Origin of the sequence: Pseudomonas sp. B21-028 (genome assembly GCF_024749045.1) — a bacterium.
GTDB lineage: Bacteria > Pseudomonadota > Gammaproteobacteria > Pseudomonadales > Pseudomonadaceae > Aquipseudomonas.
Genome location: NZ_CP087184.1, coordinates 4,615,097 through 4,641,324 on the forward strand (window position 1 = coordinate 4,615,097; position 26,228 = coordinate 4,641,324).

A 26,228-nucleotide genomic window follows, 5' to 3' on the forward strand; every position below is an offset into this window, starting at 1 on the left:
ACGACGTTGCTGTTGATTTTGCCGAATATTCCCAAGGTGATCGGCTGAACACTGCGTGTGGGTGTCTGCATCAACAATGAGCGGTATCGCCATCCATTGTGTCGCCAAAAAATGTGACGGGCTCGTTGTTCGAGCGGCGTTGGCTGTGCCAACCTTTGCGTCACTCTCTCGACATGGAAAGCGATCCATTGAAAGCTCTCATCCTGCTCGGGGCGTTGCTGCTCAGCACGCCCCTGTATGCCGCCCAACTGGTACTGGAACTGGGCGCGACTGCGCGTACCTGGCAAACCGAAGAACTGCTCAAGCATCCTGAAGCGCGAACGATCCAGATACCCGACGACGTTTCCTATAAGAAACCGATGAGTTATCGCGCCGTGCCACTGACGACGCTGCTGACGGGTGTCCAGCCGGATGATCACCTTCAGGCCGTGGCCCTGGACGGTTTCGCCGCCGAAATGTCCGCGGCGCCATTACTCAATAAGAACGGTGCACGCGCCTGGCTGGCAGTCGAAGACCCGGCCGCCCCTTGGCCCTCCCTGGGAGAGGGCAAGCCCAGCGCTGGACCGTTCTATCTGGTGTGGACCGATCCTCAAGCGGGGCATATCAGCCCGGAACAATGGCCGTACGCAGTGGCGAGCATCAAGCGCATGTCAGCCGTGGCCGAGCGCTTCCCCGCCCTGCTGCCGGCGCCCAGCCTGGCCAAGGACGATCCGGTCAACAAGGGCTTCGAACTGTTCCAGAAGAATTGCCTGGCGTGCCATCGGCTCAACGGTGCAGGTGACGCGCAGTTTGGCCCGGACCTGAATATTCCCTTCAACCCCACGGAATATTTCTCGGGGGATTTCCTCAAGCGCTATATCCGCGATCCGCAAGGCCTGCGTCATTGGCCCCAAGGCAAGATGCCGGCGTTTTCAGCGGCCGTGCTGCCGGACTCGGAGCTGGATCTGTTGGTGGGCTACCTGAAGCATATGGCGGGGCGTAAACAGCCGTTGAGCCAATAAGCTGCTGGCCCTATGTTGCGACCTGCTCCTGTGGCGAGGGGATCTAGCGAACCGTCGCACCGCCCCGCTGGGTGGCAAAGCCCTGGTTCACGACTGCTGCGCAGCCGAACGGGGGTAAATCCCCTCGCCACAATGATCGCGACGGCCCTGTCGTCATTGCTGCTGCACCGTGATCACCGGTGCCGGCGTCACGGCCACTCTGGCTCGCATCTGCTCACCGCCGCCACGACGCAGGCCACGTACCGGGCAGGCATCCAGGTAATCCAGGCCAACGGCCAGCTTCAGGTGTCGCTCCGGACGTGACAGCTGGTGGGTCACGTCGAAGCTGTACCAGGCGTCCTCGAGCCAGGCTTCTGCCCACGCGTGGCTGGCCAGGTGTTCACTGTCCCCGCTATATACATAGCCCGACACATAGCGTGCCGGTATGCCCAGGCTGCGAGCGCAGGCAAGAAATACATGGGTATGGTCCTGGCACACCCCGCTACGCCCGGCGAATGCCTCGGCTGCGCTGGTTTCCACTTCAGTGGAGCCAGGGGCGTAGACCAGATGCTGGTTCACCCCCTGCATCAGGTCAATCAGCGCCGTGCGGTCGCGGCGCTGCCGACATTGCTCCCGAGCGAAGGCACGAAGGGCCTCGTCCGCTTCGGTCAACCGGGTGAAGCGCAGGAACGGCAAGGCTGATTGCTCCTCGTGCTCGGCCTCGCGCAGAGGGTCGATATCCACCAGGCCCCGTGCGCCGATGATGATCGTTTCATGAGGCTCCTCCAGGGTAAGGACGTGGAGGATGTTGCCGAAAGGGTCCAACTGCGCGCGCACCGGCCTCGGCAAATCGAGCTGCCAGCTCAGCACATGCTGGCGTTCGCTGTCGTGGGGCGTCAGACGCAGGTACTGGATGCTGGCACGAACCTGCTGTTCGTAGTGGTAGGCCGTTTCGTGGCTGATCGAGAGTCTCATGTGACCTCCAGGTAGGAACTGTGGATGGCGTTGCCCAGTTCCCGAACCAGCGGGATGAATCCGGTGAGCCAGTCACGCAGGCCACCATCGAGGATTTCGTCGATACCGAGGCTTTCCGCCCGCTCCGGTAACCTGCCCCCAGCACAGGTCCGACGAAAACGGCCAACCCGAGGGTCAGCCGTTGTACTGTTGCAGGGTACGAATATCAGGCCTGGAGACGCCGGATTTCCTGTTTTACCCCCCAACCTTCGATAATGCCGCCCAAGGGCTCCACCACCGCCTCGAAGTCTTGCTCGAAATCTCCAATGTCATCGTAGGTGGCATACATCACCCGGCTCAGTTCCAATGCCCAGGCACCATCGTCCCGTGCGCTGATCTGTGCATTCAACGACTCACCCCGAAAATGACCCGCCGCCCTGCGCGCCCGCTCCTCGTCCGGGAAAATGGCGTAGAACTCGATTGGATGGAATTGTGAGAAGTCGAACCCGCCTTCTTTCATGCGGCGCAACACGCTGGTACTGATGTCTTCTTGATAGGCTGTGCTCATGAAACGTCCTCCTCAGATCGATGGATAGACTTTCCGTCTTCCCGTGCGGGCAACCCGTGGATTGCAAGCGATACGGCATCAAATGACCGTCGGGACACAAGCATGTAGCTGACAAGACCGGACCTTGGCGATCCTTTCGCTGATCTCAATTGCAGAGTAGCCGCAAGTGATGGCCACTGCCAAGCGGGGCCAGGCCAAGAACTTCATGAAATCGGTTTAATGTTGATGATTTCAATGCTGTGCTGGGATTTGAGATTCTTGACCGTTGGCTCGGCGGTTCGCCCTTCCAGGTCATTGAGGTCCAACTGGGCGGGCACCGGGAGCAATCTTTCGCGAATCAACTGTGCTGCCTGCTCCATAGTGGGCTCCTGGTCATAGTCGAACTGCTCGGCGATCGCTTCGCCGTGGTCATCAACGAACGTGATTTCCCACTTTTGCATTGCTGTCTCCTCGATCAAATCATGGCCGGGCTTACCTCTATCTCGACATTTGGGGTGGAATAATCGTTCCACTGATTCCCTGGACGGCACCTATGAAAAGACCGCCTCAAGGGCGGTCTCGGTGTGGACATCCATCAGGCCTGCCGATTACTTCTCGGCCCGTTCCCTCAAGGCCTTCAAAGTATTGAACGGAGCATCCACCACGAATTTGTTGGCCAGCCAGGATGGCACATCACCACCAGGCTCGGTGTGGACCTGATAGGTCACCTCGATCTGGTCCGCGCCCTTGGGCGTGAATTTCCAGAAACCGTCGACCTGGGCCACTCGCACAAACCCCTGCTCTTCCGGGAGGTAGGTCGGCACGCCCTTGAGGTTACGGGTCAGGCTGCCATCAGCGCCTTCGACGGTGGTGACTTGCAGCACCGAATCCCGGGACGTGACCGGCCACGGCGTATTGAACTGGGTATAGGTCCAGCTCTGGTTGCCTTCGTGCTTGAGCAGCTTCTGGGTCTTGCACTCATGAATCCAGGCACAGGCACCCGAGACATCTTCCTGCAGGGCCCGCAACTTCGCCATGGTGGTCTTCATGACGGTCACGCCGCGGTAGGCCTTGTACTTGGAGCCAGCCACTTCACTGAGTGAAACCTTGATACCGTCCCGCTCCTTGGCGACCTGCCAGTCTTCCGCCTGCGCAGTTGCGGTCGCCAGAAAGGCGGTCAAGCCACACAACACAGCCATACGATGCAGCGAACCCATAGTTTTTTTCCTTATTGTCGAAGTCCGGTCATTTGAATTTCGTCATTGGGCTTCGCCATTCAGCCCTGTCCATAGACCCATTACACCGCCGTGGCCTGCTCCCACCAGCCGATCAGCCGGATGGCTTCCTCGCTGCTGTTGCCGCAGACCTCAATGTCGGCTGCGAAACCCGAGCATACCGCCGGACGTTCCGGCTGACCGAAGATCCGGCACAAGTTATCGACTGACAATTGCACACAACGTTCTCCCGCCGGTTTGCCGTGGGGCATGCCCGGGATCGACGAACTGATGGAAGGGGCAATGCAGCAGGCGCCACAGCCTTCACGGCATTTCATGACGACAACATCCTCAGGGCTAATGGCCCAATAACGAACCACAGAGTAACGGCTTAAACACTCGTTTTAAATTACCGTCTGCGTGTTTTTTCGACCAATGGAAGATGACCGAACAGTCAGCGACGAATTGCACTCGCGCTCGAAGACTTAGCGTTTGAATTCGAAATCCAGAGCTGCGCCCTCCACTTCCCGACGCTCCGAATTACGCAGCGGCAGCTGCATCTCGTTATTCAGCAGCCGGCCATTGAGCTGGAACGGATCCGGCTTCTGCCCGAACATCGACGGCAGCAGCGGCTCACGCTTGGGTAGCGGTACCGTCCCGGGTGGTTGCAGTTTCTGAACCATGTCATGGGGCAGGCTCAGATCCAGGTTCGCTGGCGGTAATGGAGTCTTGGCGACCTCATGGGCAGATTTGCTCTTGGAGGCAATGGGCGCGCGTTTTTTCTGCGAGGAAGCCGTTTTCCTGACAGGCGCCTTCTTCGCTGCCGGTGGCTTCTTCGAGACGCTTTTCGATGGCTTTTTCGTGGCGCTGGCGGCCGGCTTTTCTTGCACCGAAGCAGCCACGACACCTCCGGCATGGAAGACTGTCAGCAGGCCGATCAAAACCCAGGTGGCAGGAGCAATGGCTTTCATAGATACGACGGCACTTACGGCAGAGAAGTATATGCTCGCTTGATAAGCCGACGCTGACAAGCCCGCTGATGCCTACAGAAAACCGCTGGCGGTCTCCTGGCACAACTGCGTGGCCAACAGCCCCAACGTCATCAAGGCCCGTTCCGCCTCGCGATTCCAAGGGATACCGCAGTTCAAGCGAATGCAATGGTTGAACTGCTCGGTGTTACTGAAGATCAACCCCGGCGCGATACTGATCCCTTGTTGCAGGGCCCGGACGTGCAACTCCTGGGTATTGACCCGCCCCGGCAGGCTGACCCACAGGATGAAACCGCCGGTGGGACGACTCATTTGCGTGCCTTCGGGGAAGTACTGTTGCACCGCCAGCTGGAAGGCGCTGAGATTCTTGCGGTACTCCTGGCGGATATAACGCAGGTGGCGGTCGTAGCCGCCATTTTCCAGGTACGCCGCGATGCCCATCTGCGTGACGCTGCACGCCGAATGTGTACTGAACGTCTGCAGCCGCTGGATCTCCTGCTGGAACTTGCCGGCGATCATCCAGCCGATGCGTACACCCGGCGACAAGGTCTTGGAAAAACTCGAACAGTAGATGACCCGGTCCAGCCGATCATAGGCCTTGAGCGCCTTGGTGCGGCCCTGCTCGAACATCAGCTCGCCGTAGATGTCATCCTCGACAATCTGAATGTCGAAATCCGAAGCCAGGCGCAACAGTTGCTTCTGCCGCTCCTCGGGCATGGTACCGCCCAGCGGGTTGCTCAGCCGCGTGGTCAGCACCAGCGCCTTGATCGACCATTGGTTGGCCGCCAGTTGCAGGGCCTCCAGGCTCATGCCGGTCACCGGGTCGCTGGGAATCTCGATGACCTTGAGGCCCAACAGATCCGCCAGTTGCAGCAAACCGTAGTAAGTCGGCGATTCGGCGGCGATCAGATCCCCTGGCCGGGTCAGTACCCGCAGGGACATCTGCAGCGCATCGACACAACCGTGGGTAATCACCACTTCGGAAGGGTCCACCACGACACCGGCATCGCGCATGCGAATCGCCACCTGACGACGCAAGGGTTCGAAGCCTGGGCTGAACATGTAGCTGAATGCCCGCGGGCTGTGGAAGCGCGTGACCTTGGCCAATTGCTGATGCAGTGCCCGTACAGGCAGGTAATCCACACTCGGCACCGCCGCGCCCAACGGAAATACCCCTTCGCGACGGGACTCGACCAGTACCTGCTGGATGATGCTGCTGCGCGTCACCAACCCCGGCCGCTCTACCCGGGCAATATCCGGGGTCGGCGCCGTCAGCGCTGGCGTCTGGTGCACGTAATAACCCGATTGCGGCCGCGCACGAATCAGCCCCTGATCCTCAAGGTTGGCGTAGGCCTGCAACACCGTCGCGTGACTGACGTTGAGCTGCGAACTCATCTTGCGCACCGACGGCACGCGTTCACCGGGCTGATACACACCCCGGCGGATGTCTTCGGCCAGTTGCTGAGCAATACGTTGGTAGAGCAAGAGGTTGGTCATGACGCAGCACTCGATTTCACGGGCATGTTGTTCTTGTAGGAAACGATACCGGAACAGTTTAGAAGTGTACGGGGACAGTTGCCAGATTACTCGACCGTACAGTGCAGTGACAGCCCCAACTGTGCGCGAGTGTATGAACCACAGGCACAAAAAAACCCGGCGCTCCTGAGAGGCCGGGTTTTCCAGTGACGCAGCCCTTAGCGAGCAGCGCCGAGCTGGCCCTTCTCATCGGAGAACACGATTTCAACCCGACGGTTCTGCGCCCGGCCACGCTCGGTGGCGTTGACGTCCACCGGGAACTCGTCGCCGTAGCCTTCGACCTGGATGCGCTTGTCATCGATCCCCAGGTCCACCAGCACGTCCGCCACCGCCTGTGCGCGGTCCCGGGACAGCTTGAGGTTTTCCTGCTTGCCGCCGGTGCTGTCGGCATAGCCTTCGATGCGCACCACCCGCTTGGGGTTGAGTTGCAGGAACTGCACGATCTTGAGCACGACCCGGTTGGCCGAGTTCTTCAATTCAGCCTCGCCGGTGTCGAACAGCACATCACCGAGGGTCATCACCAGGCCGCGATTAGTCTGGGTGGTGGTCATCTCCATGATCTGCTCTTCCAGCCATTTGCCCTGTTGCTGGACACTGAGCAACTTGGATTCGCGCAGTGCCAGCTGCAGGCGCTGGCGCTCCAGTTCGAGCTTCGCCGCACGCTCTTCGTTGAGCACCTGGTTACTGTGTTCCCGGGCGATTTCACTGTAGCGCTGGCTGAGGTAGGCGTAATGCAATACGTCCTCGCCGCTGCCCCAGTAACTGGACAAGCGATCGGCCCGGGCCAGCGACTCGCCGGCGCGAATCACGTCCCTGGGCGCTGCGCGCAGGACGTTGGCGTCTTCCTTCACTTTCTGGAAATCGGTACTGGCTTTTTCCAGTGCCGCTTCACTGCGCTGACCCGCGCAACCATACAAGCTGGCCAGGCCCGCCAGGATCAAACCGCCAAACACATGGGAGTGCTTCATTGGGCATCCTCCCTCAGTTGTTTACGCAAGCGCTTGATGCGGGTGTCGAGCACGTTCAGTTGCTCCTGGCTCTTGAGGGTCAGCACCTTCGCCTCGGCCAGACGTGCGTCCAGCTCGGCCTGCTCGGCACGCATGCGCGCCTTTTTGTACGACTCGTCGGCCATGTTGGATTTTGCGCGGGCGAATTTTTCTTCCGCCAGCTTCAATTCGGGCACTTCGTCGGCGTTGGCGCCCACGGCCCGGGCTTGTTCCAAGGCCTGTTCAGTCAGGCGGATCTGTTCATTCGGCGCCGGATCGGCTGCGCAACCCGCCAGAGCCAGAACGGCCAGGGCAGCGAAAAGAGGTCGAATAGTCACTAATGTTCCCTACTGTTTTGGGGCACCGACAGGTGGCTGCAACTGTGTGTTCCACCGTTCGAGATTGCGTTGCAACACAGACTCCGTCAGGCCGGACGCGGCCAATTCTGTCATCTTTTGCGCCAGCTGTCCGCGCAACCATGGGTCGTTGCAGGCGGAGTCATGGGAAACCGCGAGGAACAGTCCCGGCTTATCCACCGGTTGCGCGGCCGCTTGCAGGTCGTTCGCCATGCCCAGTGTCTGCGCCATTGCCAGGCCCGAGTAGCGCCCGGCGAGGACATATTCCACCTCCCCCAGCAGCAATTTCTGAAAGGCCTGGGTCAGGTTGGAGGTACGGACAAGGGTCAATGTCTGCTCGGCAAAGAGACCAAATGCCTGGGTCATGCGAGCCTTTTCCGACAAGGCACCGGGATGACCGTGCAGATCCTCGGGCCGATTGACGACCAGCGGAGAATCCTTGCGGGTCCAGACCAGGTAATCGTTTTCCAGCACGGGGGGATGAACATAGTCCAGGAAATCAAGCCCGGTCGGCGTCAGCGGGGCGTCGGCTAGCAGGTCCATGCGCCCGCTGCGCACCTCGTCCAGTGCCTGGTCGCGCTTGCCGGCATAAAGCAATTCGACCTTGATGCCCAATTCCCCCGCGACCTTGCTCAGCAAGTCGGCACTGGCACCGATCAAGTGCTTGGGATCCTGAGGATCCTGCCAGAGATAAGGCGGCGCATCCGGGCTGCCGGTGGCAATCAGCCGCTCGCACTTGCCGGCGGCAACAGACAGGCCCGGGACACCCGCCAGCGCCCACAGCAACGACCAGCCAGCCAAACGGCGAAGATCCATGACGTTACGCTCCCCTTGAAAATGCAGACAATAAAAAGCCCGGCCTGAACCGTATCGCGGTCATTCAAGGATTCAGTTCCACCTTAAATGAACAGCACTACGGTCAAAGCCGGGCTCTTTATAAGTGAAGAGGCCGGATTAGACCAGCTTCTCCAACTCAGGGACCGCTTCGAACAGATCCGCCACCAGGCCGTAATCGGCCACCTGGAAGATCGGCGCTTCTTCGTCCTTGTTGATCGCAACGATCACCTTGGAGTCCTTCATACCGGCCAGATGCTGGATCGCGCCGGAGATACCGACGGCGATGTACAGCTGTGGCGCGACGATCTTGCCGGTCTGACCGACCTGCATATCGTTGGGTACGAAACCTGCGTCGACCGCAGCGCGGGAAGCGCCGACGGCGGCGCCCAGCTTGTCGGCCAGGGCGTACAGGTGCTTGAAGTTGTCGCCGTTCTGCATGCCGCGACCGCCGGAAACGACGATCTTGGCAGCGGTCAGCTCAGGACGATCGGACTTGGCCAGTTCTTCGTTGACGAAGCTGGAAATACCGGCATCGTGGGCGGCGCTGACGGCTTCGACAGCGGCGGAACCACCTTCGGCGGCAACCGGGTCGAAACCGGTGGCGCGGACGGTGATGACCTTGATCGCAGCGGTCGATTGCACGGTGGCAATGGCGTTACCGGCATAGATCGGACGCTGGAAGGTGTCGGCGCTTTCCACCGAGATGATCTCGGAGATCTGGTCGACGTCCAGGGCCGCGGCTACCCGTGGCAGGATGTTTTTGCCGTTGGACGTGGCGGCGGCCAGGATGTGGCTGTAGCCCTTGCCCAGCTCGGCAACCAGGGGAGCAACGTTTTCCGGCAGCTGGTGCGCATAGGCGGCGTTGTCGGCCGACAGCACTTTTGCCACGCCGGCGATTTTCGCGGCGGCTTCGGCAACGGCGCCAGCGCCCTGCCCGGCTACCAGAACGTGGATATCGCCGCCGATTTTGGCAGCGGCAGCAACGGTGTTCAGCGTGGCCGGAGCCAGCGCCTTGTTGTCGTGTTCGGCGATTACCAAGATAGTCATAGTTAGATTACCTTCGCTTCGTTTTTCAGTTTCTCGACCAGTTCAGCCACCGACTTGACCTTGATGCCCGCGCTGCGTGCAGCCGGCGCTTCGACTTTCAGGGTCTTGTTGGTGGAGGCGGTGGAAACGCCCAAAGCGTCAGGAGTCAGCACTTCAAGCGGCTTCTTCTTGGCTTTCATGATGTTTGGCAGGGACGCGTAGCGCGGCTCGTTCAAACGCAGGTCGGTGGTGACGATGGCCGGCAGTTTCAGGGAAACGGTCTGCGCACCGCCGTCGATTTCGCGGGTTACGGCAACGCTGTCGCCGGACACTTCGACTTTCGACGCGAAGGTGCCCTGACCGTAGCCGCTCAACGCCGCGAGCATCTGGCCGGTCTGGTTGTTATCGCTGTCGATGGCTTGTTTGCCGAGAATCACCAGCTGTGGCTGTTCCTTGTCGACAACGGCCTTGAGCAGCTTGGCCACGGCCAGGGAAGTCAGCTCTTCGGCGGATTCGACGAGAATGGCGCGATCAGCACCCAGCGCCAGCGCAGTGCGCAGTTGCTCCTGGGCGGTGGTCGGGCCGATGGAGACGACGACGATCTCGGTCGCCACGCCTTTTTCTTTCAGGCGTACGGCTTCTTCCACGGCGATTTCGCAGAAAGGGTTCATCGACATCTTGACATTGGCGAGGTCGACGCCGGAGTTGTCCGCCTTGACGCGAACCTTGACGTTATAGTCGACCACTCGTTTGACAGCTACAAGAACCTTCATGGATTCCTCGTTACTCTCCGGTGAAAAGAAAGTCGCCTAGGCGAACCTGGCGGTTGATGCTCATGGGCGCAAGGGCACCTCTAAAAACGCCGACATGAACCACACATGACTCTTGCTCACGGGAGTGAAGACCGTTCGTCGATGGTGACCGATGAGTCATTCATTATCGCGGCGTGTAAACTGCGCGTCCAAACACGCAATACGTCACTTCGTGCTGCCTTCGCCCTGTCTTTAGAGGTGCTCTTGAAACCAACAGTCAGCCTACGGCGAGCGCAAAACCGCCCGTATCTTGACCGGAACGCCTATTCCGGTCAATACGGCAAAATGGCCAGTCATAAGCCGCACGTCGGTGATTTATCTGGGCTGCGGCTATTTCAAACAAACGTTTGTATTGGACCCTGAGAGTGGTGTAGATATAATGCGCCCCCAAGAGAGAACCGCGGGTCATCCATTGCCGCTTTCGTCGTTTTCCCGACAGAAACAATGGATGCAACGCCCAACCTCCAATTAGAAAAACCGTGAGCCTTGAGAGTAGGAGATAGCCTGTGGAACGCGAATACATGGAATTCGACGTGGTCATCGTCGGTGCCGGCCCCGCTGGCCTGTCTGCCGCCTGCCGCCTGAAGCAGAAGGCCGCCGAAGCCGGTAAGGAAATCAGCGTCTGCGTGGTGGAAAAAGGCTCCGAAGTCGGTGCGCACATCCTTTCCGGCGCGGTGTTCGAACCCCGCGCCCTGAATGAACTGTTCCCGGACTGGAAGGAACTCGGCGCCCCGCTGAACACGCCAGTCAAGCGCGATGACATTTATGTCCTGAGAAACGCCGACACTGCGAACAAAATCCCTGACTTCTTCGTGCCCAAGACCATGCACAACGAAGGCAACTATATTATTTCCCTCGGCAATCTTTGCCGCTGGCTGGCCCAGCAGGCCGAGAACCTGGGCGTGGAAATCTACCCGGGCTTCGCCGCCCAGGAAGCGCTGTTCGACGAAAACGGCGTGGTCCGCGGGATCATCACCGGCGATCTGGGTGTCGACCGTGAAGGCCATCCGAAGGAAGGCCTCTACACGCCGGGCATGGAACTGCGCGGCAAATACACGCTGTTCGCCGAAGGTTGCCGTGGCCATATCGGCAAGCAACTGATCAAGCGTTTCAACCTGGACAGCGACGCCGACGCCCAGCACTACGGCATCGGCCTGAAGGAAATCTGGGAAATCGACCCGGCCAAGCATCAACCTGGCCTGGTGGTGCACACCGCCGGCTGGCCGCTGGACATCATGGGCACCGAGAACACCGGCGGTTCCTTCCTCTATCACTTGGAAAACAACCAGGTGGTCGTGGGTCTGATCGTCGACCTGTCCTACAGCAACACCCACCTGTCGCCATTCGACGAGTTCCAGCGCCTCAAGCATCACCCGGTGCTCAAGCAATACCTGGAAGGCGGCAAGCGCGTCAGCTACGGCGCCCGCGCCATCTGCAAGGGCGGCCTGAACTCCCTGCCGAAAATGGTCTTCAAGGGCGGCGCGCTGATCGGTTGCGACCTGGGCACGCTGAACTTCGCCAAGATCAAGGGCAGCCACACCGCCATGAAGTCCGGCATGCTCGCCGCCGATGCCGTGGCCGATCGCCTGTTCGCCGAATCCGAAGGCGGTGATGAACTGACCGCTTACGTCGACAGCTTCAAGAACAGCTGGCTGTACGAAGAGCTGTTCGCCAGCCGCAACTTCGGCGCGGCGATCCACAAGTACGGCGCAATCGTCGGTGGCGGCTTCAACTGGCTCGACCAAAACATCTTCGGCGGCAAGCTGCCCTTCACCCTGCACGACAACAAGCCCGACTACGCTTGCCTGAAGTTGGCAGCCGACTGCAAGAAGATCGACTACCCGAAACCGGACGGCAAGATCAGCTTCGACAAACTCAGCTCGGTGTTCATCTCCGGTACCAACCATGAAGAAGAACAACCCTGCCACCTGAAGCTGACCGACCCGAGCATCCCGATCGGCAAGAACCTGCCCCTGTACGACGAACCGGCCCAACGCTACTGCCCGGCCGGCGTGTATGAGGTGGTGACCAAGGAGGACGGCGAGAAACGCTTCCAGATCAACGCCCAGAACTGCGTCCACTGCAAGACCTGCGACATCAAGGACCCGGCCCAGAACATCACCTGGGTCTCGCCGGAAGGCGCCGGCGGGCCGACTTACCCGAACATGTAAGCCGATTCGCTGAACATCAAGGCTCCCGCGATGGGGGCCTTTTTGTTGCCTGCGATTAATGGAGCGCCGATACCCCCTGTGGGAGCGAGCCTGCTCGCGAAGCGGTGTATCAGCCAGTAAAAATGCCGACAGGTGAACCGCTATCGCGAGCAGGCTCGCTCCCACAGGGGATTTGCTGCGGTTCAGGCGGCGCGTTCCTCTCCAGGGTTGCGCTCGAAGTAACGCTTGTACTCCCGACTGAACTGCGACGAGCTCTGGTAACCCACCTGATGTGCGACCTGGGCCACGCCCATGCCCTCGCTGAGCAACAACCGCTGCGCCTTGAGCAGGCGCAATCGCTTGAGGTATTGCACCGGCGACAGCAACGTACTGCGCTTGAAATGCTCATGGAAGGTCGAGGCGCTCATGTTCGCGCAGTTGGCCAGGGTCTCGACGTTCAGCGGTTCGGTGAAGTGCGCGTGCAAATGGCACAACGCGGCAGCGATCCGGGCGAACTGCCCATGCTGCTCTACCAGCGCCCGCAACACATCGGCCTGAGGGCCGCGCAATGCGGCGAAGAGCAATTCCCGCAACCGCGCCTGGCCCATGACCTGGCACTCCAATGGGTCGTGCAAGCATTGCAACAGACGCTCGACGCATCCGCGCATGGCGTCATCAAGCACCGCGCTGGTCATGGACTCCGGTGTCTGCGGCGGCAGGTTCCGCCCCGGCATCAACCCCATGGCCAGCACCAGCTCGCCCAACAGCGCGCGATCGATCGCAACGGAAATCCCGAGCAGCGGAGCATCGGGCATGGCGTAGGTTTCGCACTCGAACGGCACCGGCAGCGCCTGGATCAGGTAATGCCCGGCGCCGTACTCCAGCGTGCGCGGTCCCAGGTAAGCCAGCTTGCTGCCCTGGGCAATGATCACCAGGCTCGGCTCGTAGAGCTGCGGGCCACGGGCGATGTCTTGGCTGCATCGCAGCACTTGCACGCCTGGCAGCTGTGTAGGAATAAAGCCGTCACGGGTCGCCAAGGGTTCGATCAGCGAGACCAGCGCCGCGTTGGCATCGAGATAGCGGGTCAGCAACATGGGAAAAACTTCACGGAAAAAGGGACGGAAACATCATCGCAGGTCTGGCGCTCCATAGGATCAATCTAAGGCCAAGGTCGGAGGATTAGGCATGACACCCGTAGGAATCGCCATCGCGGGATGCGGCCATGGCTCCCAGAATAGATCGCCTGACTGTTCACTGCTTAGCGAGGTTCAATATGTACACCGCCATCGGCTATGCCGCTCAATCGCCCACCACTCCCCTCGCCCCCATGAAGTTCGAACGTCGCAGCCCGCGTCCCGATGATGTGGCCATCGAGATTCTCTACTGCGGCGTGTGCCACTCCGATATCCACCAGGCCCGCAACGAATGGGGCATCGCCGTTTATCCGCTGATGCCCGGTCATGAAATCGTAGGTAAAGTCACGGCGGTGGGTGCGAACGTCACCCGCTACAATGTAGGCGACCTGGTAGGCGTTGGCTGCATGGTCGACTCCTGCCGCGAGTGCGAAGCCTGTCGCGCTGACCTGGAGCAATACTGCTACCAGGGCATGACGCAGACCTACGCCAGCCCCGATCGTATCGGCGGCGGTCACACCATGGGTGGCTACTCCAACAGCATCGTGGTCAGCGAGCATTTCGTGCTGCGTATACCGGAAAAGCTCGACCCGGCCAGCGCCGCACCGATTCTCTGCGCCGGCATCACCACCTACTCCCCTCTCAAGCATTACGGCGTGAAGGCCGGTGACAAGGTCGGCGTGCTCGGCATGGGTGGTCTCGGCCACATGGGCATCAAGTTCGCCAAGGCCATGGGTGCCGAAGTGACGTTGTTCACCCGCTCGGCGAGCAAGGCGGAAGAAGCTCGTCGCCAGGGTGCCGATCATGTGATCGTGTCCACCGACGCCGAGCAAATGGCCGCTGCCGCCGGACGCTTCCACTTCCTGTTGGACACGATTCCGGTACAGCACGACCTCAATCCCTACCTCGACACACTGCGTTTCGACGGCGTACACATCCTGGTGGGGCTGGTCGAACCGATTGATCCACCGGTCCATGCCGCGAAACTGATCCTGGGTCGACGGGTCCTGGCCGGCTCGTTGATTGGCGGCATCGCAGAAACCCAGGAAGTGCTGGATTTCTGCGCCGAGCACAACATCAGTTGCGACGTTGAAATGCTCGACATCCGCCAGATCAACGAGGCCTACAGCCGCATGATCGCTGGAGACGTGAAGTACCGCTTTGTCATCGACATGGCGACGCTCAAGGTCTGACGCAGTGGCCTGTATGGTTAATTCGGGCACTCGAAGTTGAGTGCATGAATTAGCCACACAGGCCACTCATCAGACCTTGGCACCCAGCTCCGCCGACAACCGGGCTGTGACCCCTTTGACCAGGGGAATCAGCTCGGCCATTTTTTCCAGCGGCATGTACGGTACGGTGCTGGCAATGCTGATGCCGGCGACAATCCGCTTGCCGGCATCCCGGATCGGCGCCGCCACGCAACGGATCGACGGTTCGTTGTCCTCCAGGTCGAAGGCATAGCCTCCCGCCACGTACTCCATCATCCGCTGCTGGAACTGTTCCCAGGATTGCTCCTGGTGCTGGGGCCAGAATTGACTCTTCCCAGCGGCCGGCAGACTGATTTCGTACAACCGCCGCCAATTGTCCTCGGGATCATCGAGCATCAGCGCCTTGCCGATCCCCGTGCGCGCCAACGGCATGCGATGGCCCACCCGCGAGCGCATTTCCGGGCCATTGCGCCCCGGATTCTTCAGCAGGTACAACACCTCGTCACCCTCGCGAATCGCCAGGTGAACGGTGTCGCCGGTCAATGCTGACAACTCGTCCAGGTACGGTCCCGCCAGGCTCACCAGTGGCAGTTCTTCCCGGGCCTGGAAACCCAGTTCGATCAACTTCGGCCCCAACAGGTAACCCACCTGCGGCACCACGCGCAGGTAGCGCTCGTCCACCAGGCAACTGGCCAGGCGATGGGTGGTGCTGCGGGTCGTGCCGATCAGCCGGGCAATTTCCTTCAGGTCACGGGCACCGCTGGCGACCGCTTGAACCACACCCAGGCCGCGCAGCAATGTCTGGGTACCTGTAGGCGCTACGTCCTTGGTGATTTTTGGATCGTCTTGCTGCATTTAGCCGGCCTTCAACAGTGAGCGGGGAACGGGCGGCATTATGGTCGCCCGCCCCGTCGGACTACAACTCGATGCGCTCGACCTTCCCAACCAGCAGGATGTAGGACAGCGCGCCCACCAGCGCGAGCACGGCGATATAGGTGATGGCCGGGGCAAACGAATCGCCGCTGGCGAGGAAGCCAATGACAATCGGCGTGGCGATGGCCGCCAGGTTGCCGATGAAGTTGAACACCCCACCCGTCAGCCCGAGCAGCCGCGCCGGCGCCAGGGTCGATACCAGCGACCAGGTGATCGACGCCAGGCCATTGCCGAAGAAGGCCAGCGCCAGGAACGCGATCACCAGCGGCGTCGATTCAACGAAGTTGGCGCCAATGATCGAGGTCGAGATCAGCAACCCGCCAATGATCGGCAGCTTTCGGGCGAACCCGACCGTGGCGCCACGACGGATCAGCCAGTCGGAAAAGAACCCGGAACACAACACGCCGACAAACGCCGCGAGAAACGGCAACGATGCCAGCAGGCCGGACTTGATGAAGTCCATGCCGCGATATTTCACCAGGTAGGTCGGGAACCACGTCAGGAAAAACCACAGCGTGGAGTTCAGGCAGAACTGGCCCAGGTAGATGCCCCACAGCTTGCGGCGGGTCAGGACGGTACCCAGGTCGGTCCAGCTGAATTTCGCCTTGGTCTTGGCCGCCTCGGCCTGGATGTCCACCAAACCGCCGCCCTCGCGAATCAAATCGATTTCAGCGGCGTTGGCGCCCTTGAAATCCCGTGGTTCGCGATACACGGCGTACCAGATTACCGCCCAGATGATACCGACCGCACCGGTCACCACGAACACCATGTGCCAGCCAAACGTGTGCTGCAGCCAGGCCAGCACCGGCGTCAGGAAGGCCAGGCCAACGAACTGCCCAGAGGTGTAGAAGCCGATGGCCGTGGCCCGCTCGCGCTCGGGAAACCAAGTGGTGACCACGCGGCTGTTGATGGGATAGGCCGGCGCCTCCAGGGCACCGACCGCCATGCGCAGCACGAACAGGGCGATGAAGCTGGCGGCGAAACCGAGCATCACCGTGGCCAGCGACCACAACAGCAACGCGACGCTGTACAGAATCCGCGGCGGCACGCGGTCCACCAGCCAGCCACCGGGGATCTGCATGGCCGCGTAGGTCCAGCCGAACGCCGAGAAGATCAGCCCGACATGGATCGGGTCGATGCCCAGTTCACTGGTCAGCGCGGGGGCGGCAATCGACAGGTTGCTGCGGTCCAGGTAGTTGATCACCACGGTGATGAACAGCAGGACCATGATGAAAAAACGCTTGCGGCTGGGCGTCACCAACGACGCCTGCGCGCTCAGGGTGTGCGCTTGCATGTGAGGTGCCTCTTTTTATATTTGTCGAATATGGCAAAGGTGAAGGAAGCCCCTATGGGAGCAAGGCTTGCCCGCGACGCAGGCGATGCGTTTTGCAGTCGGACCGCGTTATCGTTCATCGCGGGCAAGCCTTGCTCCCACAGGATTCCATGGCTTGCACAGTGCGATCAGGCCTCAATCACCACTCGGCAAAACTGCCATCGGCATGGCGCCAGATCGGATTGCGCCAGCGGTGGCCGACGGCGGCGCGTTCGATGACGTACTCCTCGTTGATCTCGATGCCCAGGCCCGGGCCGTTGGGGATCTTCACGAAGCCTTTGTCATAGTCGAACACCCGCGCATCCTTGACGTAATCCAGCAGGTCGTTGCTCTCGTTGTAGTGGATGCCCAGGCTCTGTTCCTGGATGAACGCGTTGTAGCAAGCCGCATCCAGTTGCAGGCATGCCGCCAGGGCAATCGGGCCCAGCGGACAGTGCAGCGCCAGCGCCACGTCGTAGGCCTCGGCCATGTTGGCGATTTTGCGGGTTTCGGTGATGCCACCGGCGTGGGACGCATCCGGCTGGATGATGTCCACGTAGCCTTCGCTGAGCACTCGCTTGAAATCCCAGCGGGAAAACAGCCGTTCGCCCAGGGCAATCGGCGTGCTGGTCAGCGGTGCCAGCTCCTTGAGGGCCTCGTAGTTTTCGCTGAGCACCGGCTCTTCGATAAACATCAGTTTGTACGGGTCGAGTTCCTTCATCAGCACCTTGGCCATCGGCTTGTGGACCCGGCCGTGGAAGTCCACGCCGATGCCGACGTTCGGCCCTACCGCGTCCCGCACCGCTGCCACATTGGCGAGGGCCAGGTCGACTTTTTCGAAGGTGTCGAGAAACTGCAGCTCTTCAGTGCCGTTCATTTTCACTGCCGTGAAGCCTCGCCCTACCGCTTCTTTCGCTGCGCGGGCGGTGTCCGCCGGCCGGTCGCCGCCGATCCATGAGTAGACGCGAATCTTGTCGCGCACCTGACCGCCCAGCAGGTCGCTGACCGACACGCCCAGTGCCTTGCCCTTGATGTCCCACAACGCCTGGTCGATACCGGCCAGGGCGCTCATGTGCACGGCGCCACCGCGATAGAAGCCGCCGCGATACAGCACGGTCCAGATGTCTTCGATGTTGCGTGGGTCTTTGCCGATCAGGTAGTCGGACAATTCCTCGACGGCGGCCGCTACCGTATGGGCACGGCCCTCGACCACCGGCTCGCCCCAACCGGTCACGCCCTCGTCGGTCTCGACCTTGAGGAAGCACCAGCGCGGTGGAACGATAAAGGTGGTCAGTTTGGTGATTTTCATCTTGTTGTCTCTCTTGTCAGATGCAGCGCACGGGCGCTGGAAAAGTCTTCAGTTCAAGGCATTCCACGCGGCCACGTAAGCCTTGGCGCGCACCGCAACCTCGTCAGCTGTCAGGCCCGGCTTGAACAGCCCGGAGCCCAGGCCGAACCCCTTGACGCCTGCCTCGAGGAACACCGCCATGTTGTCCGGCGTGATCCCACCCACCGGCACCAGCACGGTCCCGGCCGGCAGCACCGCGAGCCAGGCCTTGACCACCGCCGGGCCCATTTGCTCGGCAGGAAACAACTTCAATACATGGGCGCCTTCGGCCAACGCGGCAAATGCCTCGGTCGGCGTGGCGACGCCGGGCGAGAGATAGAGCCCCGCCGCTTTCGCCGCCCGCAACACCTTCGGATCGCTGTGGGGCATGACGATCACCTGGCCACCGGCGGCTTTGACCTGCTCCACTTGCTCCGGCGTCAGCACGGTGCCGGCGCCGATCAGGCAGTCGGCGGGCAAGGTATCGCGCAGGATGCGAATACTTTCGTATGGCTCGGGGGAATTGAGCGGTACTTCGATGACGCGAAATCCCGCGCTGTACAGGACTTCGCCGATGGCTGCCGCCTCTTCGGGACGCAGACCGCGCAGGATCGCGATCAGCCCGTTGTGCGCCAGTGCTTGTGTGAGCATGTCAGACCTCCAGTCAGGTTTAACGCGATGCGCTGGATTCGAGCAGCCCGGCCGCCACGGCCAGTTGCCACAAACCCCGTTCGGTGGCCTGTTCGGCCAGGGTCACCCGGGCAAAGCCGCAGGCGTCGAGGGCCCGTTGATAACGGGCGCAGAGTTGGGAGTTGCCGATCAGCACCACCGTCGGCAAGTGCACGCTATTGCGCCGATGGCGTTGTGCGGCGGCCAGTGCCGTCAGCTCATGGCCGATCAACAAACCAGAGAGATAGTCAGCCTGGGCACTCGCGCCGAGTTCGCCGGTCAGCCCCAGGCTGCGAGCGCTGAACACGGTGGACAGCGGGCCGACCTGTCCGTCCGTCGACAGCGCCACCTGCACACCCCGGTCGAAGGCCACGCCGTCGAACGCGGCGCCGCGCTGTTGGGTACGGCCGAGAATGCTGTGGTCGCTGAGCACGGCGAAGATTTCGCCGGTCATGAAGGTGTCGAAATGCACGATGCAGCCGTCGGCCACTTCCACCCATTTCGAGTGACTGCCGGGCAAACCGATCAGCACCGCTTCGTTCGGCAAGCTGTGCAAGGCGCCGAGTACCTGGGTTTCTTCGCCGCGCATCACATTGGGCAACCGCGAACGCTGGATCACCCCTGGCACGATATGCACATCGACACCGCGAAGACTCCGAACGGTTTGTAGGGAATGTCCGAGATTGGCGACGTTCGCCGGTGTGTCGCAGTAAGGCGCTTCGCACCAGCCCTGGGCGCTGCCGACCATGCCGCAGGCAATGACGGGCAGGCCCGGCTGCGCGTCCAGCCAATCACCGCAGGCTTCGTCGAACGCCAGCTCGAAACCGTTGGTGCACACCCGACCGGCCACGGTTCGTGGCCCGGAAGGCAACTGCATGATCCCCGACGAAAGCGAGCGCTGTTCGAGCACCTCGCCTCCCGCGGCGAGTTTGTAAGCCCGTAGTGAGGTAGTCCCCCAATCGAGCGCGATCAATTGCGCCTGCATCCGCTTCACCTGTTCTGTTTTTTGGCAGTGAGTGGCACGGACTATAAACCTGAGCACGGCAAAATCTCAATATATAAATATCACTCCCATATATTGGGACGCTCACGAGATCATCCAAAACCATCGCCATCTACCCCACGACCCTGCTACGTTTCCTGTCCGGACGCCTTAACTCTCAGGGATAACGAAATGGGACAACTGCTGAAAATTCTCGGCCGCACTTCCTCGATCAACGTCAGAAAAGTGCTATGGACTTGTCAGGAATTGGACATCTCCTACGAGCGCGAAGATTGGGGGATCGGCTTCAATTCCACCCACGATCCTGCGTTCCTGGCGCTTAACCCAAACGCCCAGGTACCGGTGATCATCGATGAGAACGGTGTGCTCTGGGAGTCGAACACCATCTGCCGTTATCTGGTGGGCAAGCATGGGCGCAATGACCTGCTGCCGCTAGAGCCGGCGGCCAGGGCCCGGATCGAGCAATGGATGGATTGGCAGGCGACGGAACTCAACCCGTCATGGGGTTACGCGTTTCACGCGCTGGTGCGCAAGAATCCGGATATGCAGGACCCACAATCCATCGCCGCCGGCATCAAGGGCTGGAACGAAAAGATGGGGTTGCTGGAGCAGCAGTTGAATCGCACCGGCGCCTACGTTGCCGGTGCGGATTTCTCCCTGGCGGACGTGCTCATCGGCCTGTCCGTGCACCGCTGGCGCCAGACGCCCATGGAACGGCCGGACTACCCGGCCGTGGCCGCCTATTGCAAGCGGCTCGAACAACGACCGGGGTTTACCGAATATGCTGGGGCCGGGTATTCCTGAGACCTTCAGTTGCCTTGGGCGAAATCCCGTAGCACCTTGCCGTCCATCCGGTAGCGCACCCATTCTTCCTGGGGTTGCGCGCCGAGGGATTTGTAGAACTCGATCGCCGGCGTGTTCCAGTCCAGGACGCTCCATTCGAAACGACCGCAGTCGTTGTCGCAGGCGACCTTGGCCAGATGGCGCAACAACGTCTTGCCCGCCCCGCCGCCACGCTGTTCGGGCGTGATGTACAGGTCTTCAAGGTACAGGCAGTTGCTGCCCAACCAGGTGGAGTAGCTGAAGAAAAACACCGCGAAACCAATCGGTACGCCATCGCGCAGGCAGATCAGCCCGTGGGCGGTCGCGCCTTCGCTGAACAGGCTGCGCTCGATGTCGGCCACACTGGCGATGACTTCGTGACGGGCCTTTTCGTAGTCGGCCAGTTCGGTGATGAAGGCAAGGATTTGAGGCGCATCGCTGGGTTGCGCAGGACGGATCTCGATCGACATGAACGGGCCTTGTAGCCAATTGAAAGCGCCATACTAAGCCGCCACGCGGCGCTCGTCACATTTCAATCCAAATGATGACTGCGCTGGCGAAAGCACCATTCGTCGCAACCCCGGCACCAACTCCGATCCAGCACGGCCCAAGATCAGGCAAGCATCTGAAAAATGGAGGCGACACCATGATCACTTCAAGGCTGACTGCGTTCACATTTGCCGCACTGCTGTCTTCGGTGGCCTTCGCGGCGTCCACCTCCGGTACCGGGCCGACCGACCCGGTGGAGGCGCCCAACTCGCCGGCCACCCAGGGCATGCCCAAGTTGAATACCGACGGCACCGGCGGCGGCACCTTGAACAATGGCCAGCCACCCGCCACTGGCACCGATCCGCGTGTGCAGGGTAATGACATGGGCCGTCAGGGCGGCATGAACACACCGGACTCCACAGCGCCCGATAACGCCGAAACCGGCGTGGGCTCGAAAACCACCAGCGGTGGTTCGGGCTCCGAAGGCGGCGCCAGCCAGTAGCCTCTGCTCACACACTTGAGGAGGAAAATCCCATGCCTCGTGGAAGCAAAGACAAATACACCGCCGAGCAAAAGCGCAAGGCCGAACACATCGAAAAAAGCTACGAGAAGAAGGGCCTGTCCGAGGAGACGGCCGAAGCACGGGCTTGGGCGACGGTGAACAAACAGTCCGGCGGCGGCGAGCGCTCCGGCGGCTCGGGAAAACATAAACCGGCCGCGGAAAAGAAAACCGACCGCAAGGAATCGGCCCGTCGTGCAGCCAAGACCCGGGAAGGCCATCCGCGTAGCAGCAAGGCTTCCCATGAAACCCAGACGGTCGATAGCCTGATGAAAGAAGCACGGGCGAAAAACATTCCCGGGCGTTCGAAGATGCGCAAGCAGGAGTTGATCGAGGCGTTGCGCAAGGCCGCATGATTGACCGCGTCAGGGCGGACGCCATCGCGAGCAGGCTCGCTCCCACATGGGGTCTGCGGCGTCTACGGGCTCCGCGACAGACACAAAACCCTGTGGGAGCGAGCCTGCTCGCGATAGCGCCAGGTCAGTCAACATCGATATCGATGTGCCGACGCCTTCGCGAGCAAGCCCGCTCCCACATGAGGTCTTGGGGCGGGCGCTGGTTTTGTGGCTGACACAAGCCCCGTGGGAGCCGGGCTTGCCCGCGATGGGGCCCGCCCGGTCGAAGCAGGTTTCAGCGCTGCTTCATGCGGTCGATCACCACGGCGAGCAACAGGATCGAGCCACGGATGACGTATTGGTAGAAGGTGTCGATGTTCTTCAGGTTCATCGCGTTTTCGATGATCGCCAGAATCAGCACGCCGGCAATGACATGACGGATCATGCCGATACCACCGCTTAACGATACCCCACCCAGCACGCAGGCCGAGATCACCGTCAGTTCGAAGCCCTGGCCGATCATCGGTTGGCCGGACGTCATGCGCGAGGCCAGGATCACACCCGCCAGCGCACCGATCACACCGTGCACGGCGAAGATGATGATCTTGGTGCGATCGACGTTCACCCCCGCCAGCAGCGCCGCTTCCTGGTTACCACCGATGGCCATGGTGTTGCGCCCATAGGTGGTGTAGTTCAACAACCAGCCGAAAAACAGGAAGCAGACGATGGTGATCAGGATCGGTACCGGCACACCGAACAACTGGCCGTTGCCATACACGAAGAACGACTCCTGGGACACGCCCACCGCCTTGCCGTTGGCAAAGATGTAGGCCAGGCCACGAACGATCTGCATGGTCGCCAGCGTCGTGATCAACGCATTGACCCGTAGCTTGGCAATGACGATGCCGTTGATCAGGCCAACGATCAGGCCCATCACCAGCGCCGCGCAGACACCCAGGAACACGCTGTTGGTATCGCGCATCACCACCGCCGCGACCACGCCGGCACAGGCGATCACCGAGCCGACCGACAGGTCGAAATGCCCGGACGCCAGGCAATACAACATGGTGCAGGCCGCGATGCCGGTGGTGGAAATCGCCAGGCCAAGGCCCCGCATGTTCAACGGCGACAGGAAATTGTCGATCAAGAAGGCGCAGAGCACGAAGATGCCGAGAGCCGCCAGCAGCATGACCCAATCGTCGAGGAACCGACGCATGTCCAGGGGTTTGCGTGCCGTCGGCAGTGCATTGTTTTGAATGGTCATGATTTACCTCTCAGTTCGCCGCGTCGGCAACGCGTTGGCGTGGCAGCGCCAGTTGCAGCAGGTTGGATTCGTTGGCCTGGTCACGCGACAGCTCGCCGCGCATGGCCCCTTCGCACAGCACCAGGATCCGGTCGGAAATGCCCATCACTTCCATCAGGTCGCTGGACACCACAATCACCGCGATGCCATTGGCCGCCAGGTTGTGGATGATCTGGTAAATCTCAGCCTTGGCACCGATGTCGATGCCGCGGGTTGGCTCGTCCAGCAACAGCACCTTCATCGGCATCGACAGCCAGCGACCGAGGATCGCCTTCTGCTGGTTGCCGCCGGACAGGAACATGATTTTCTGCCCCGCCGTGGGCGTCTTCACTTTCAACGCCTTGATCTGTTTGTCGGCATTGCCCTTTTCCCAATCGCCGCGCAACAGGCAACCAAAGGTGGAGTGGGCACTGCGGGCGCTAATGTTGATGTTCTCGCCGACGCTGGCCAGGGGCATGATGCCTTCTTTCTTGCGATCTTCCGGGCAGAGCAGCACGCCGGCGGCGATAGCATCCCGGGGCGAGCGCAGTTTCAGCGCTTCACCGTGCAGGACCATGTTGCCTTCGGTCTGGCGTTCCAGGCCACTGAGCAATCGCAGCAACTCGGTGCGTCCGGCCCCCACCAGCCCGAACAACCCGAGGACTTCACCTTTGCGCACCTGAAAACTCACCGGCTCACGCAGCCCCGGACCGAGCAGGCGATCGACCTGCAGCGCCACTTCACCGTGTTCACGAACGCGATAGTCGTAGATGTCCTGGATATCGCGCCCGACCATGCAGGTGACCAACTGATCGTGGGTCAACTCGCTCATGTTTTCGAAGGTGCGCACGTAGCGGCCGTCCTTGAACACCGTCACCGCGTTACAGATGCGGAACACCTCTTCCATGCGGTGGCTCACGTACAGCACCACTTTGCCCTCGTCCCGCAGGCGGGCGATGATCGCCATCAAGCGGTCGATTTCCCGTGCTGAAAGGCTGCTGGTGGGTTCATCGAAAGCAATCACATGGGCGCCCCGGGACAAGGCCTTGGCGATTTCCACCAGTTGGCGCTGACCGAGGGACAGGCGACCGACTTTTTCCTGGGGATCGATTTCGTCGGCCAGGCCCTTGAGCAGCGCCAATGCCTGCTGGCGCAACACGCCGCGATTGACCAGGCCAAACCGGGCCGGCAAATGGCCCAGGAACAGGTTTTCGGCCACCGTCATTTCCGGCACCAGGTGCAGCTCCTGGTGAATCACCGCCACGCCGCTGGCGATGCTGTCGGCCGTGCATTTGAAGGCCATCGTCTGCTCGCCGATCTGCAACTCGCCGCTGCTCGGTATGTAGGCCCCTCCAAGAATCTTCAGCAACGTGGACTTGCCCGCGCCGTTTTCCCCCATCAAGGCATGAACCTGGCCTGGATGGGCAACAAAACTGATATTGGCCAACGCCTGTACGCCAGGAAAGGTCTTGCCGATTCCATTGAACCGCAAGCTGGCGCCGATGTTGTGTTGCTGTGTCGCTGTTTGCGCTTGCATAACCACCTCGAACTCACAGAGATCAAGCGGCCCCAAGACTCCGGGGCCGCTTTTGAATCAACCGGCCGTCAGTTCCACAGGCCGATCTTTTCCAGCTCCTGCTTGAAGTTCTCCCGAGTGATCAGCGTCACCTCGTCCATGGCGGTGTACTTCGGTGGTTCCTTGCCGGTGGTGACCCACTCGAACATCATCTCGGCAGTCTTGTAGCCTTCGATGTGCGGGCTAGGCAGCATCGAACCGAAGAAACCGCTGTGGGGTTTCTTCAACTCGCCGATGGCGTCGGTACCATTGATGCCGATCCCGATCACGTTGTCTGCCTTGAAGCCGGCGCTTTCAGTCGCGCGCACGCCACCCAGCACAGTGTTGTCGTTCATGCCGCCGATGATCAGGTTCTTCGCACCGCTGGGCAGTTTCACCAGCGCGGAGTTGGTGGAGTCCATGCTCCCCGGTACGTCGAGGGTCTTGAGCGCCGTGGTGAGGATGTGATCGTCCGGCATACCGGCTTTCTTGAGGGCGTCCATCGAACCGTCGGTGCGTTTCTTGCCGGTGTCCAGCTCGTTGAAGGTGTTGATCACAGCGTAGGTTTCTTTCCAGTCCCAGCCACGTTTTTTGGCTTCAGCAGCCATGGCGGCCCCCTGCTTCTGGCCCACTTCGAACGCGGCCATGCCGAGGTATGGCACATCTTCCATGAACTTGCCGCTGGCATCGACGAAACGGTCATCGACAGCGATGACTTTCATATTGTTGAGCTTGGCCTTGGCCATGATGGCCGGGCCCAGGGACACGTCTGGCGGGCAGATCACGAAGCCCTTGGCGCCGTTGGCCGCGAGGCTGTCGATGGCCGAGAGGGTCTTCTCACCATCGGGCACGGCAATCTTGATCACCTTGAAGCCCTTGTCCTTGCCCGCCTTCTCGGCGAACGCCCATTCGGTCTGGAACCAGGGCTCCTCGGCCTGCTTGACCAGAAAACCGATCTTCACTTCTTCAGCCGCCAGCAAGGAACTGCTGAGACCAACCGCGGCAACAGCCAGGGCAACGCGGCACAGGGAACGGATCCCACGACGATGATTCATAGTTGACTCCTTGTTTTTTTTATTGAAAGCCAAACGTCCAGGGTCTGCTCCACCATCGGTGGCAAAACGCAGGCTGGGCGGTCACAGCAAGTTGCTACAGCATAGATCCAAATAGTCATATCGTATGATGATTGAATTGCAGGCAAAGTTTCAGAC

28 protein-coding genes and 1 pseudogene are annotated in these 26,228 nt (G+C 60.8%); 6 read left to right on the forward strand and 23 right to left on the reverse strand.

Going from position 1 to position 26,228, the window contains the following annotated elements; translation table 11 throughout:
* The first annotated feature begins 173 nt into the window (after positions 1–173).
* The gene (locus LOY35_RS19705; protein WP_258633687.1) at positions 174–1,001 is read left to right on the forward strand and encodes a cytochrome c; all 828 of its coding nucleotides are present in this window, start codon (positions 174–176) and stop codon (positions 999–1,001) included.
* Positions 1,002–1,154: 153 nt separating this feature from the next.
* Here LOY35_RS19705 and LOY35_RS19710 read toward each other — a convergent pair whose 3' ends face one another.
* The 13 genes and pseudogenes from LOY35_RS19710 to LOY35_RS19770 form a co-directional block, all read right to left on the reverse strand.
* Positions 1,155–1,955 carry a transglutaminase family protein gene (locus LOY35_RS19710; protein WP_258625863.1) on the reverse strand — a complete coding sequence of 267 codons (801 nt, stop codon included), beginning with the start codon at positions 1,953–1,955 and terminating at the stop codon, positions 1,155–1,157.
* Positions 1,952–2,062: pseudogene (locus LOY35_RS19715) on the reverse strand (hypothetical protein); the annotation flags it as partial. The gene LOY35_RS19710 and the pseudogene LOY35_RS19715, both read right to left, overlap by 4 nt.
* A 98-nt stretch (positions 2,063–2,160) precedes the next feature.
* Positions 2,161–2,502, reverse strand: coding sequence for a ribonuclease E inhibitor RraB (locus tag LOY35_RS19720; protein ID WP_258625865.1), 342 nt, complete (start codon positions 2,500–2,502; stop codon positions 2,161–2,163).
* Positions 2,503–2,705: 203 nt separating this feature from the next.
* Positions 2,706–2,942: a hypothetical protein gene (locus tag LOY35_RS19725; RefSeq protein WP_144929489.1), complete on the reverse strand. Its 237-nt coding sequence runs from the start codon at positions 2,940–2,942 to the stop codon at positions 2,706–2,708.
* A gap of 147 nt (positions 2,943–3,089) precedes the next feature.
* The gene (locus LOY35_RS19730; protein ID WP_258625868.1) at positions 3,090–3,698 is read right to left on the reverse strand and encodes an START domain-containing protein; all 609 of its coding nucleotides are present in this window, start codon (positions 3,696–3,698) and stop codon (positions 3,090–3,092) included.
* An 80-nt stretch (positions 3,699–3,778) separates the two neighbouring features.
* Positions 3,779–4,033: a YkgJ family cysteine cluster protein gene (locus LOY35_RS19735; protein ID WP_041021834.1), complete on the reverse strand. Its 255-nt coding sequence runs from the start codon at positions 4,031–4,033 to the stop codon at positions 3,779–3,781.
* 147 nt (positions 4,034–4,180) lie between these two features.
* Positions 4,181–4,666: a translation initiation factor 2 gene (locus LOY35_RS19740; RefSeq protein WP_258633688.1), complete on the reverse strand. Its 486-nt coding sequence runs from the start codon at positions 4,664–4,666 to the stop codon at positions 4,181–4,183.
* 72 nt (positions 4,667–4,738) lie between these two features.
* Positions 4,739–6,181 (reverse strand): PLP-dependent aminotransferase family protein, encoded by a 1,443-nt coding sequence (locus LOY35_RS19745; protein ID WP_024776873.1) that lies wholly within the window; start codon positions 6,179–6,181, stop codon positions 4,739–4,741.
* Positions 6,182–6,378: 197 nt separating this feature from the next.
* Entirely contained in the window at positions 6,379–7,188 is an 810-nt protein-coding gene (locus tag LOY35_RS19750) for an OmpA family protein (protein ID WP_258625870.1), read from the reverse strand.
* Positions 7,185–7,544, reverse strand: a complete 360-nt coding sequence (locus tag LOY35_RS19755) for a DUF4398 domain-containing protein (RefSeq protein WP_042732091.1) — start codon at positions 7,542–7,544, stop codon at positions 7,185–7,187. The genes LOY35_RS19750 and LOY35_RS19755 overlap by 4 nt, the downstream gene beginning before the upstream one ends.
* Positions 7,545–7,553: 9 nt before the next feature.
* Positions 7,554–8,378: an ABC transporter substrate-binding protein gene (locus LOY35_RS19760; RefSeq protein ID WP_258625872.1), complete on the reverse strand. Its 825-nt coding sequence runs from the start codon at positions 8,376–8,378 to the stop codon at positions 7,554–7,556.
* Between the two features lie 138 nt (positions 8,379–8,516).
* Positions 8,517–9,446: an electron transfer flavoprotein subunit alpha/FixB family protein gene (locus LOY35_RS19765; RefSeq protein ID WP_258625875.1), complete on the reverse strand. Its 930-nt coding sequence runs from the start codon at positions 9,444–9,446 to the stop codon at positions 8,517–8,519.
* A gap of 2 nt (positions 9,447–9,448) precedes the next feature.
* Positions 9,449–10,198, reverse strand: coding sequence for an electron transfer flavoprotein subunit beta/FixA family protein (locus LOY35_RS19770; RefSeq protein WP_024776877.1), 750 nt, complete (start codon positions 10,196–10,198; stop codon positions 9,449–9,451).
* A 545-nt stretch (positions 10,199–10,743) separates the two neighbouring features.
* On the opposite strand from LOY35_RS19770, the gene LOY35_RS19775 reads away from it, so the two are divergent.
* Positions 10,744–12,408 (forward strand): electron transfer flavoprotein-ubiquinone oxidoreductase, encoded by a 1,665-nt coding sequence (locus tag LOY35_RS19775; protein WP_258625885.1) that lies wholly within the window; start codon positions 10,744–10,746, stop codon positions 12,406–12,408.
* A gap of 182 nt (positions 12,409–12,590) precedes the next feature.
* On the opposite strand, the gene LOY35_RS19780 is transcribed toward LOY35_RS19775, so the two are convergent.
* Positions 12,591–13,481, reverse strand: a complete 891-nt coding sequence (locus LOY35_RS19780; protein ID WP_258625887.1) for an AraC family transcriptional regulator — start codon at positions 13,479–13,481, stop codon at positions 12,591–12,593.
* 179 nt (positions 13,482–13,660) lie between these two features.
* Here LOY35_RS19780 and LOY35_RS19785 point away from each other — a divergent pair, with 179 nt between their 5' ends.
* Positions 13,661–14,713 (forward strand): NAD(P)-dependent alcohol dehydrogenase, encoded by a 1,053-nt coding sequence (locus LOY35_RS19785; RefSeq protein WP_258625888.1) that lies wholly within the window; start codon positions 13,661–13,663, stop codon positions 14,711–14,713.
* 69 nt (positions 14,714–14,782) lie between these two features.
* On the opposite strand, the gene LOY35_RS19790 is transcribed toward LOY35_RS19785, so the two are convergent.
* The 5 genes from LOY35_RS19790 to LOY35_RS19810 form a co-directional block, all read right to left on the reverse strand.
* A complete protein-coding gene (locus LOY35_RS19790) occupies positions 14,783–15,586 on the reverse strand; it encodes an IclR family transcriptional regulator (RefSeq protein WP_258625893.1) in 804 nt (267 codons plus the stop codon).
* Between the two features lie 61 nt (positions 15,587–15,647).
* Complete coding sequence (locus tag LOY35_RS19795; protein WP_258625895.1) at positions 15,648–16,958, reverse strand: MFS transporter; 1,311 nt, start codon at positions 16,956–16,958, stop codon at positions 15,648–15,650.
* Between the two features lie 178 nt (positions 16,959–17,136).
* Positions 17,137–18,285: a galactonate dehydratase gene (gene dgoD / locus LOY35_RS19800; RefSeq protein WP_024776883.1), complete on the reverse strand. Its 1,149-nt coding sequence runs from the start codon at positions 18,283–18,285 to the stop codon at positions 17,137–17,139.
* Positions 18,286–18,333: 48 nt separating this feature from the next.
* Positions 18,334–18,954, reverse strand: coding sequence for a 2-dehydro-3-deoxy-6-phosphogalactonate aldolase (locus LOY35_RS19805; protein ID WP_041020448.1), 621 nt, complete (start codon positions 18,952–18,954; stop codon positions 18,334–18,336).
* Between the two features lie 19 nt (positions 18,955–18,973).
* A complete protein-coding gene (locus LOY35_RS19810) occupies positions 18,974–19,957 on the reverse strand; it encodes a 2-dehydro-3-deoxygalactonokinase (protein WP_258625903.1) in 984 nt (327 codons plus the stop codon).
* A 189-nt stretch (positions 19,958–20,146) separates the two neighbouring features.
* On the opposite strand from LOY35_RS19810, the gene LOY35_RS19815 reads away from it, so the two are divergent.
* Positions 20,147–20,779, forward strand: a complete 633-nt coding sequence (locus tag LOY35_RS19815) for a glutathione S-transferase family protein (protein ID WP_258625910.1) — start codon at positions 20,147–20,149, stop codon at positions 20,777–20,779.
* A 5-nt stretch (positions 20,780–20,784) separates the two neighbouring features.
* On the opposite strand, the gene LOY35_RS19820 is transcribed toward LOY35_RS19815, so the two are convergent.
* Positions 20,785–21,267 carry a GNAT family N-acetyltransferase gene (locus tag LOY35_RS19820; RefSeq protein WP_003179435.1) on the reverse strand — a complete coding sequence of 161 codons (483 nt, stop codon included), beginning with the start codon at positions 21,265–21,267 and terminating at the stop codon, positions 20,785–20,787.
* A 176-nt stretch (positions 21,268–21,443) separates the two neighbouring features.
* Here LOY35_RS19820 and LOY35_RS19825 point away from each other — a divergent pair, with 176 nt between their 5' ends.
* Positions 21,444–21,788, forward strand: a complete 345-nt coding sequence (locus LOY35_RS19825; protein WP_258625913.1) for a hypothetical protein — start codon at positions 21,444–21,446, stop codon at positions 21,786–21,788.
* A 32-nt stretch (positions 21,789–21,820) separates the two neighbouring features.
* A complete protein-coding gene (locus tag LOY35_RS19830; RefSeq protein WP_047699132.1) occupies positions 21,821–22,201 on the forward strand; it encodes a Rho termination factor N-terminal domain-containing protein in 381 nt (126 codons plus the stop codon).
* A gap of 274 nt (positions 22,202–22,475) precedes the next feature.
* Here the strand turns inward: LOY35_RS19830 and araH are convergent, their stop codons facing one another.
* The 3 genes from araH to LOY35_RS19845 all read right to left on the reverse strand — a co-directional run bounded on the left by araH (position 22,476) and on the right by LOY35_RS19845 (position 26,072).
* A complete protein-coding gene (gene araH, locus LOY35_RS19835; protein WP_258625923.1) occupies positions 22,476–23,444 on the reverse strand; it encodes an L-arabinose ABC transporter permease AraH in 969 nt (322 codons plus the stop codon).
* 10 nt (positions 23,445–23,454) lie between these two features.
* Positions 23,455–24,999: an L-arabinose ABC transporter ATP-binding protein AraG gene (gene araG / locus LOY35_RS19840; protein ID WP_258625933.1), complete on the reverse strand. Its 1,545-nt coding sequence runs from the start codon at positions 24,997–24,999 to the stop codon at positions 23,455–23,457.
* A gap of 68 nt (positions 25,000–25,067) precedes the next feature.
* Positions 25,068–26,072: a substrate-binding domain-containing protein gene (locus LOY35_RS19845; protein ID WP_258625939.1), complete on the reverse strand. Its 1,005-nt coding sequence runs from the start codon at positions 26,070–26,072 to the stop codon at positions 25,068–25,070.
* Between the last annotated feature and the right edge of the window lie 156 nt (positions 26,073–26,228).

Coding starts and splice junctions, on each gene's coding strand:
- LOY35_RS19705 (WP_258633687.1), top strand. CDS start 174: ATGGAAAGCGATCCATTGAAAGCTCTCATCCTGCTCGGGGCGTTGCTG.
- LOY35_RS19710 (WP_258625863.1), bottom strand. CDS start 1,955: ATGAGACTCTCGATCAGCCACGAAACGGCCTACCACTACGAACAGCAG.
- LOY35_RS19720 (WP_258625865.1), bottom strand. CDS start 2,502: ATGAGCACAGCCTATCAAGAAGACATCAGTACCAGCGTGTTGCGCCGC.
- LOY35_RS19725 (WP_144929489.1), bottom strand. CDS start 2,942: ATGCAAAAGTGGGAAATCACGTTCGTTGATGACCACGGCGAAGCGATC.
- LOY35_RS19730 (WP_258625868.1), bottom strand. CDS start 3,698: ATGGGTTCGCTGCATCGTATGGCTGTGTTGTGTGGCTTGACCGCCTTT.
- LOY35_RS19735 (WP_041021834.1), bottom strand. CDS start 4,033: ATGAAATGCCGTGAAGGCTGTGGCGCCTGCTGCATTGCCCCTTCCATC.
- LOY35_RS19740 (WP_258633688.1), bottom strand. CDS start 4,666: ATGAAAGCCATTGCTCCTGCCACCTGGGTTTTGATCGGCCTGCTGACA.
- LOY35_RS19745 (WP_024776873.1), bottom strand. CDS start 6,181: ATGACCAACCTCTTGCTCTACCAACGTATTGCTCAGCAACTGGCCGAA.
- LOY35_RS19750 (WP_258625870.1), bottom strand. CDS start 7,188: ATGAAGCACTCCCATGTGTTTGGCGGTTTGATCCTGGCGGGCCTGGCC.
- LOY35_RS19760 (WP_258625872.1), bottom strand. CDS start 8,378: ATGGATCTTCGCCGTTTGGCTGGCTGGTCGTTGCTGTGGGCGCTGGCG.
- LOY35_RS19765 (WP_258625875.1), bottom strand. CDS start 9,446: ATGACTATCTTGGTAATCGCCGAACACGACAACAAGGCGCTGGCTCCG.
- LOY35_RS19770 (WP_024776877.1), bottom strand. CDS start 10,198: ATGAAGGTTCTTGTAGCTGTCAAACGAGTGGTCGACTATAACGTCAAG.
- LOY35_RS19780 (WP_258625887.1), bottom strand. CDS start 13,481: ATGTTGCTGACCCGCTATCTCGATGCCAACGCGGCGCTGGTCTCGCTG.
- LOY35_RS19785 (WP_258625888.1), top strand. CDS start 13,661: ATGTACACCGCCATCGGCTATGCCGCTCAATCGCCCACCACTCCCCTC.
- LOY35_RS19790 (WP_258625893.1), bottom strand. CDS start 15,586: ATGCAGCAAGACGATCCAAAAATCACCAAGGACGTAGCGCCTACAGGT.
- LOY35_RS19795 (WP_258625895.1), bottom strand. CDS start 16,958: ATGCAAGCGCACACCCTGAGCGCGCAGGCGTCGTTGGTGACGCCCAGC.
- dgoD (WP_024776883.1), bottom strand. CDS start 18,285: ATGAAAATCACCAAACTGACCACCTTTATCGTTCCACCGCGCTGGTGC.
- LOY35_RS19805 (WP_041020448.1), bottom strand. CDS start 18,954: ATGCTCACACAAGCACTGGCGCACAACGGGCTGATCGCGATCCTGCGC.
- LOY35_RS19810 (WP_258625903.1), bottom strand. CDS start 19,957: ATGCAGGCGCAATTGATCGCGCTCGATTGGGGGACTACCTCACTACGG.
- LOY35_RS19815 (WP_258625910.1), top strand. CDS start 20,147: ATGGGACAACTGCTGAAAATTCTCGGCCGCACTTCCTCGATCAACGTC.
- LOY35_RS19820 (WP_003179435.1), bottom strand. CDS start 21,267: ATGTCGATCGAGATCCGTCCTGCGCAACCCAGCGATGCGCCTCAAATC.
- LOY35_RS19825 (WP_258625913.1), top strand. CDS start 21,444: ATGATCACTTCAAGGCTGACTGCGTTCACATTTGCCGCACTGCTGTCT.
- LOY35_RS19830 (WP_047699132.1), top strand. CDS start 21,821: ATGCCTCGTGGAAGCAAAGACAAATACACCGCCGAGCAAAAGCGCAAG.
- araH (WP_258625923.1), bottom strand. CDS start 23,444: ATGACCATTCAAAACAATGCACTGCCGACGGCACGCAAACCCCTGGAC.
- araG (WP_258625933.1), bottom strand. CDS start 24,999: ATGCAAGCGCAAACAGCGACACAGCAACACAACATCGGCGCCAGCTTG.
- LOY35_RS19845 (WP_258625939.1), bottom strand. CDS start 26,072: ATGAATCATCGTCGTGGGATCCGTTCCCTGTGCCGCGTTGCCCTGGCT.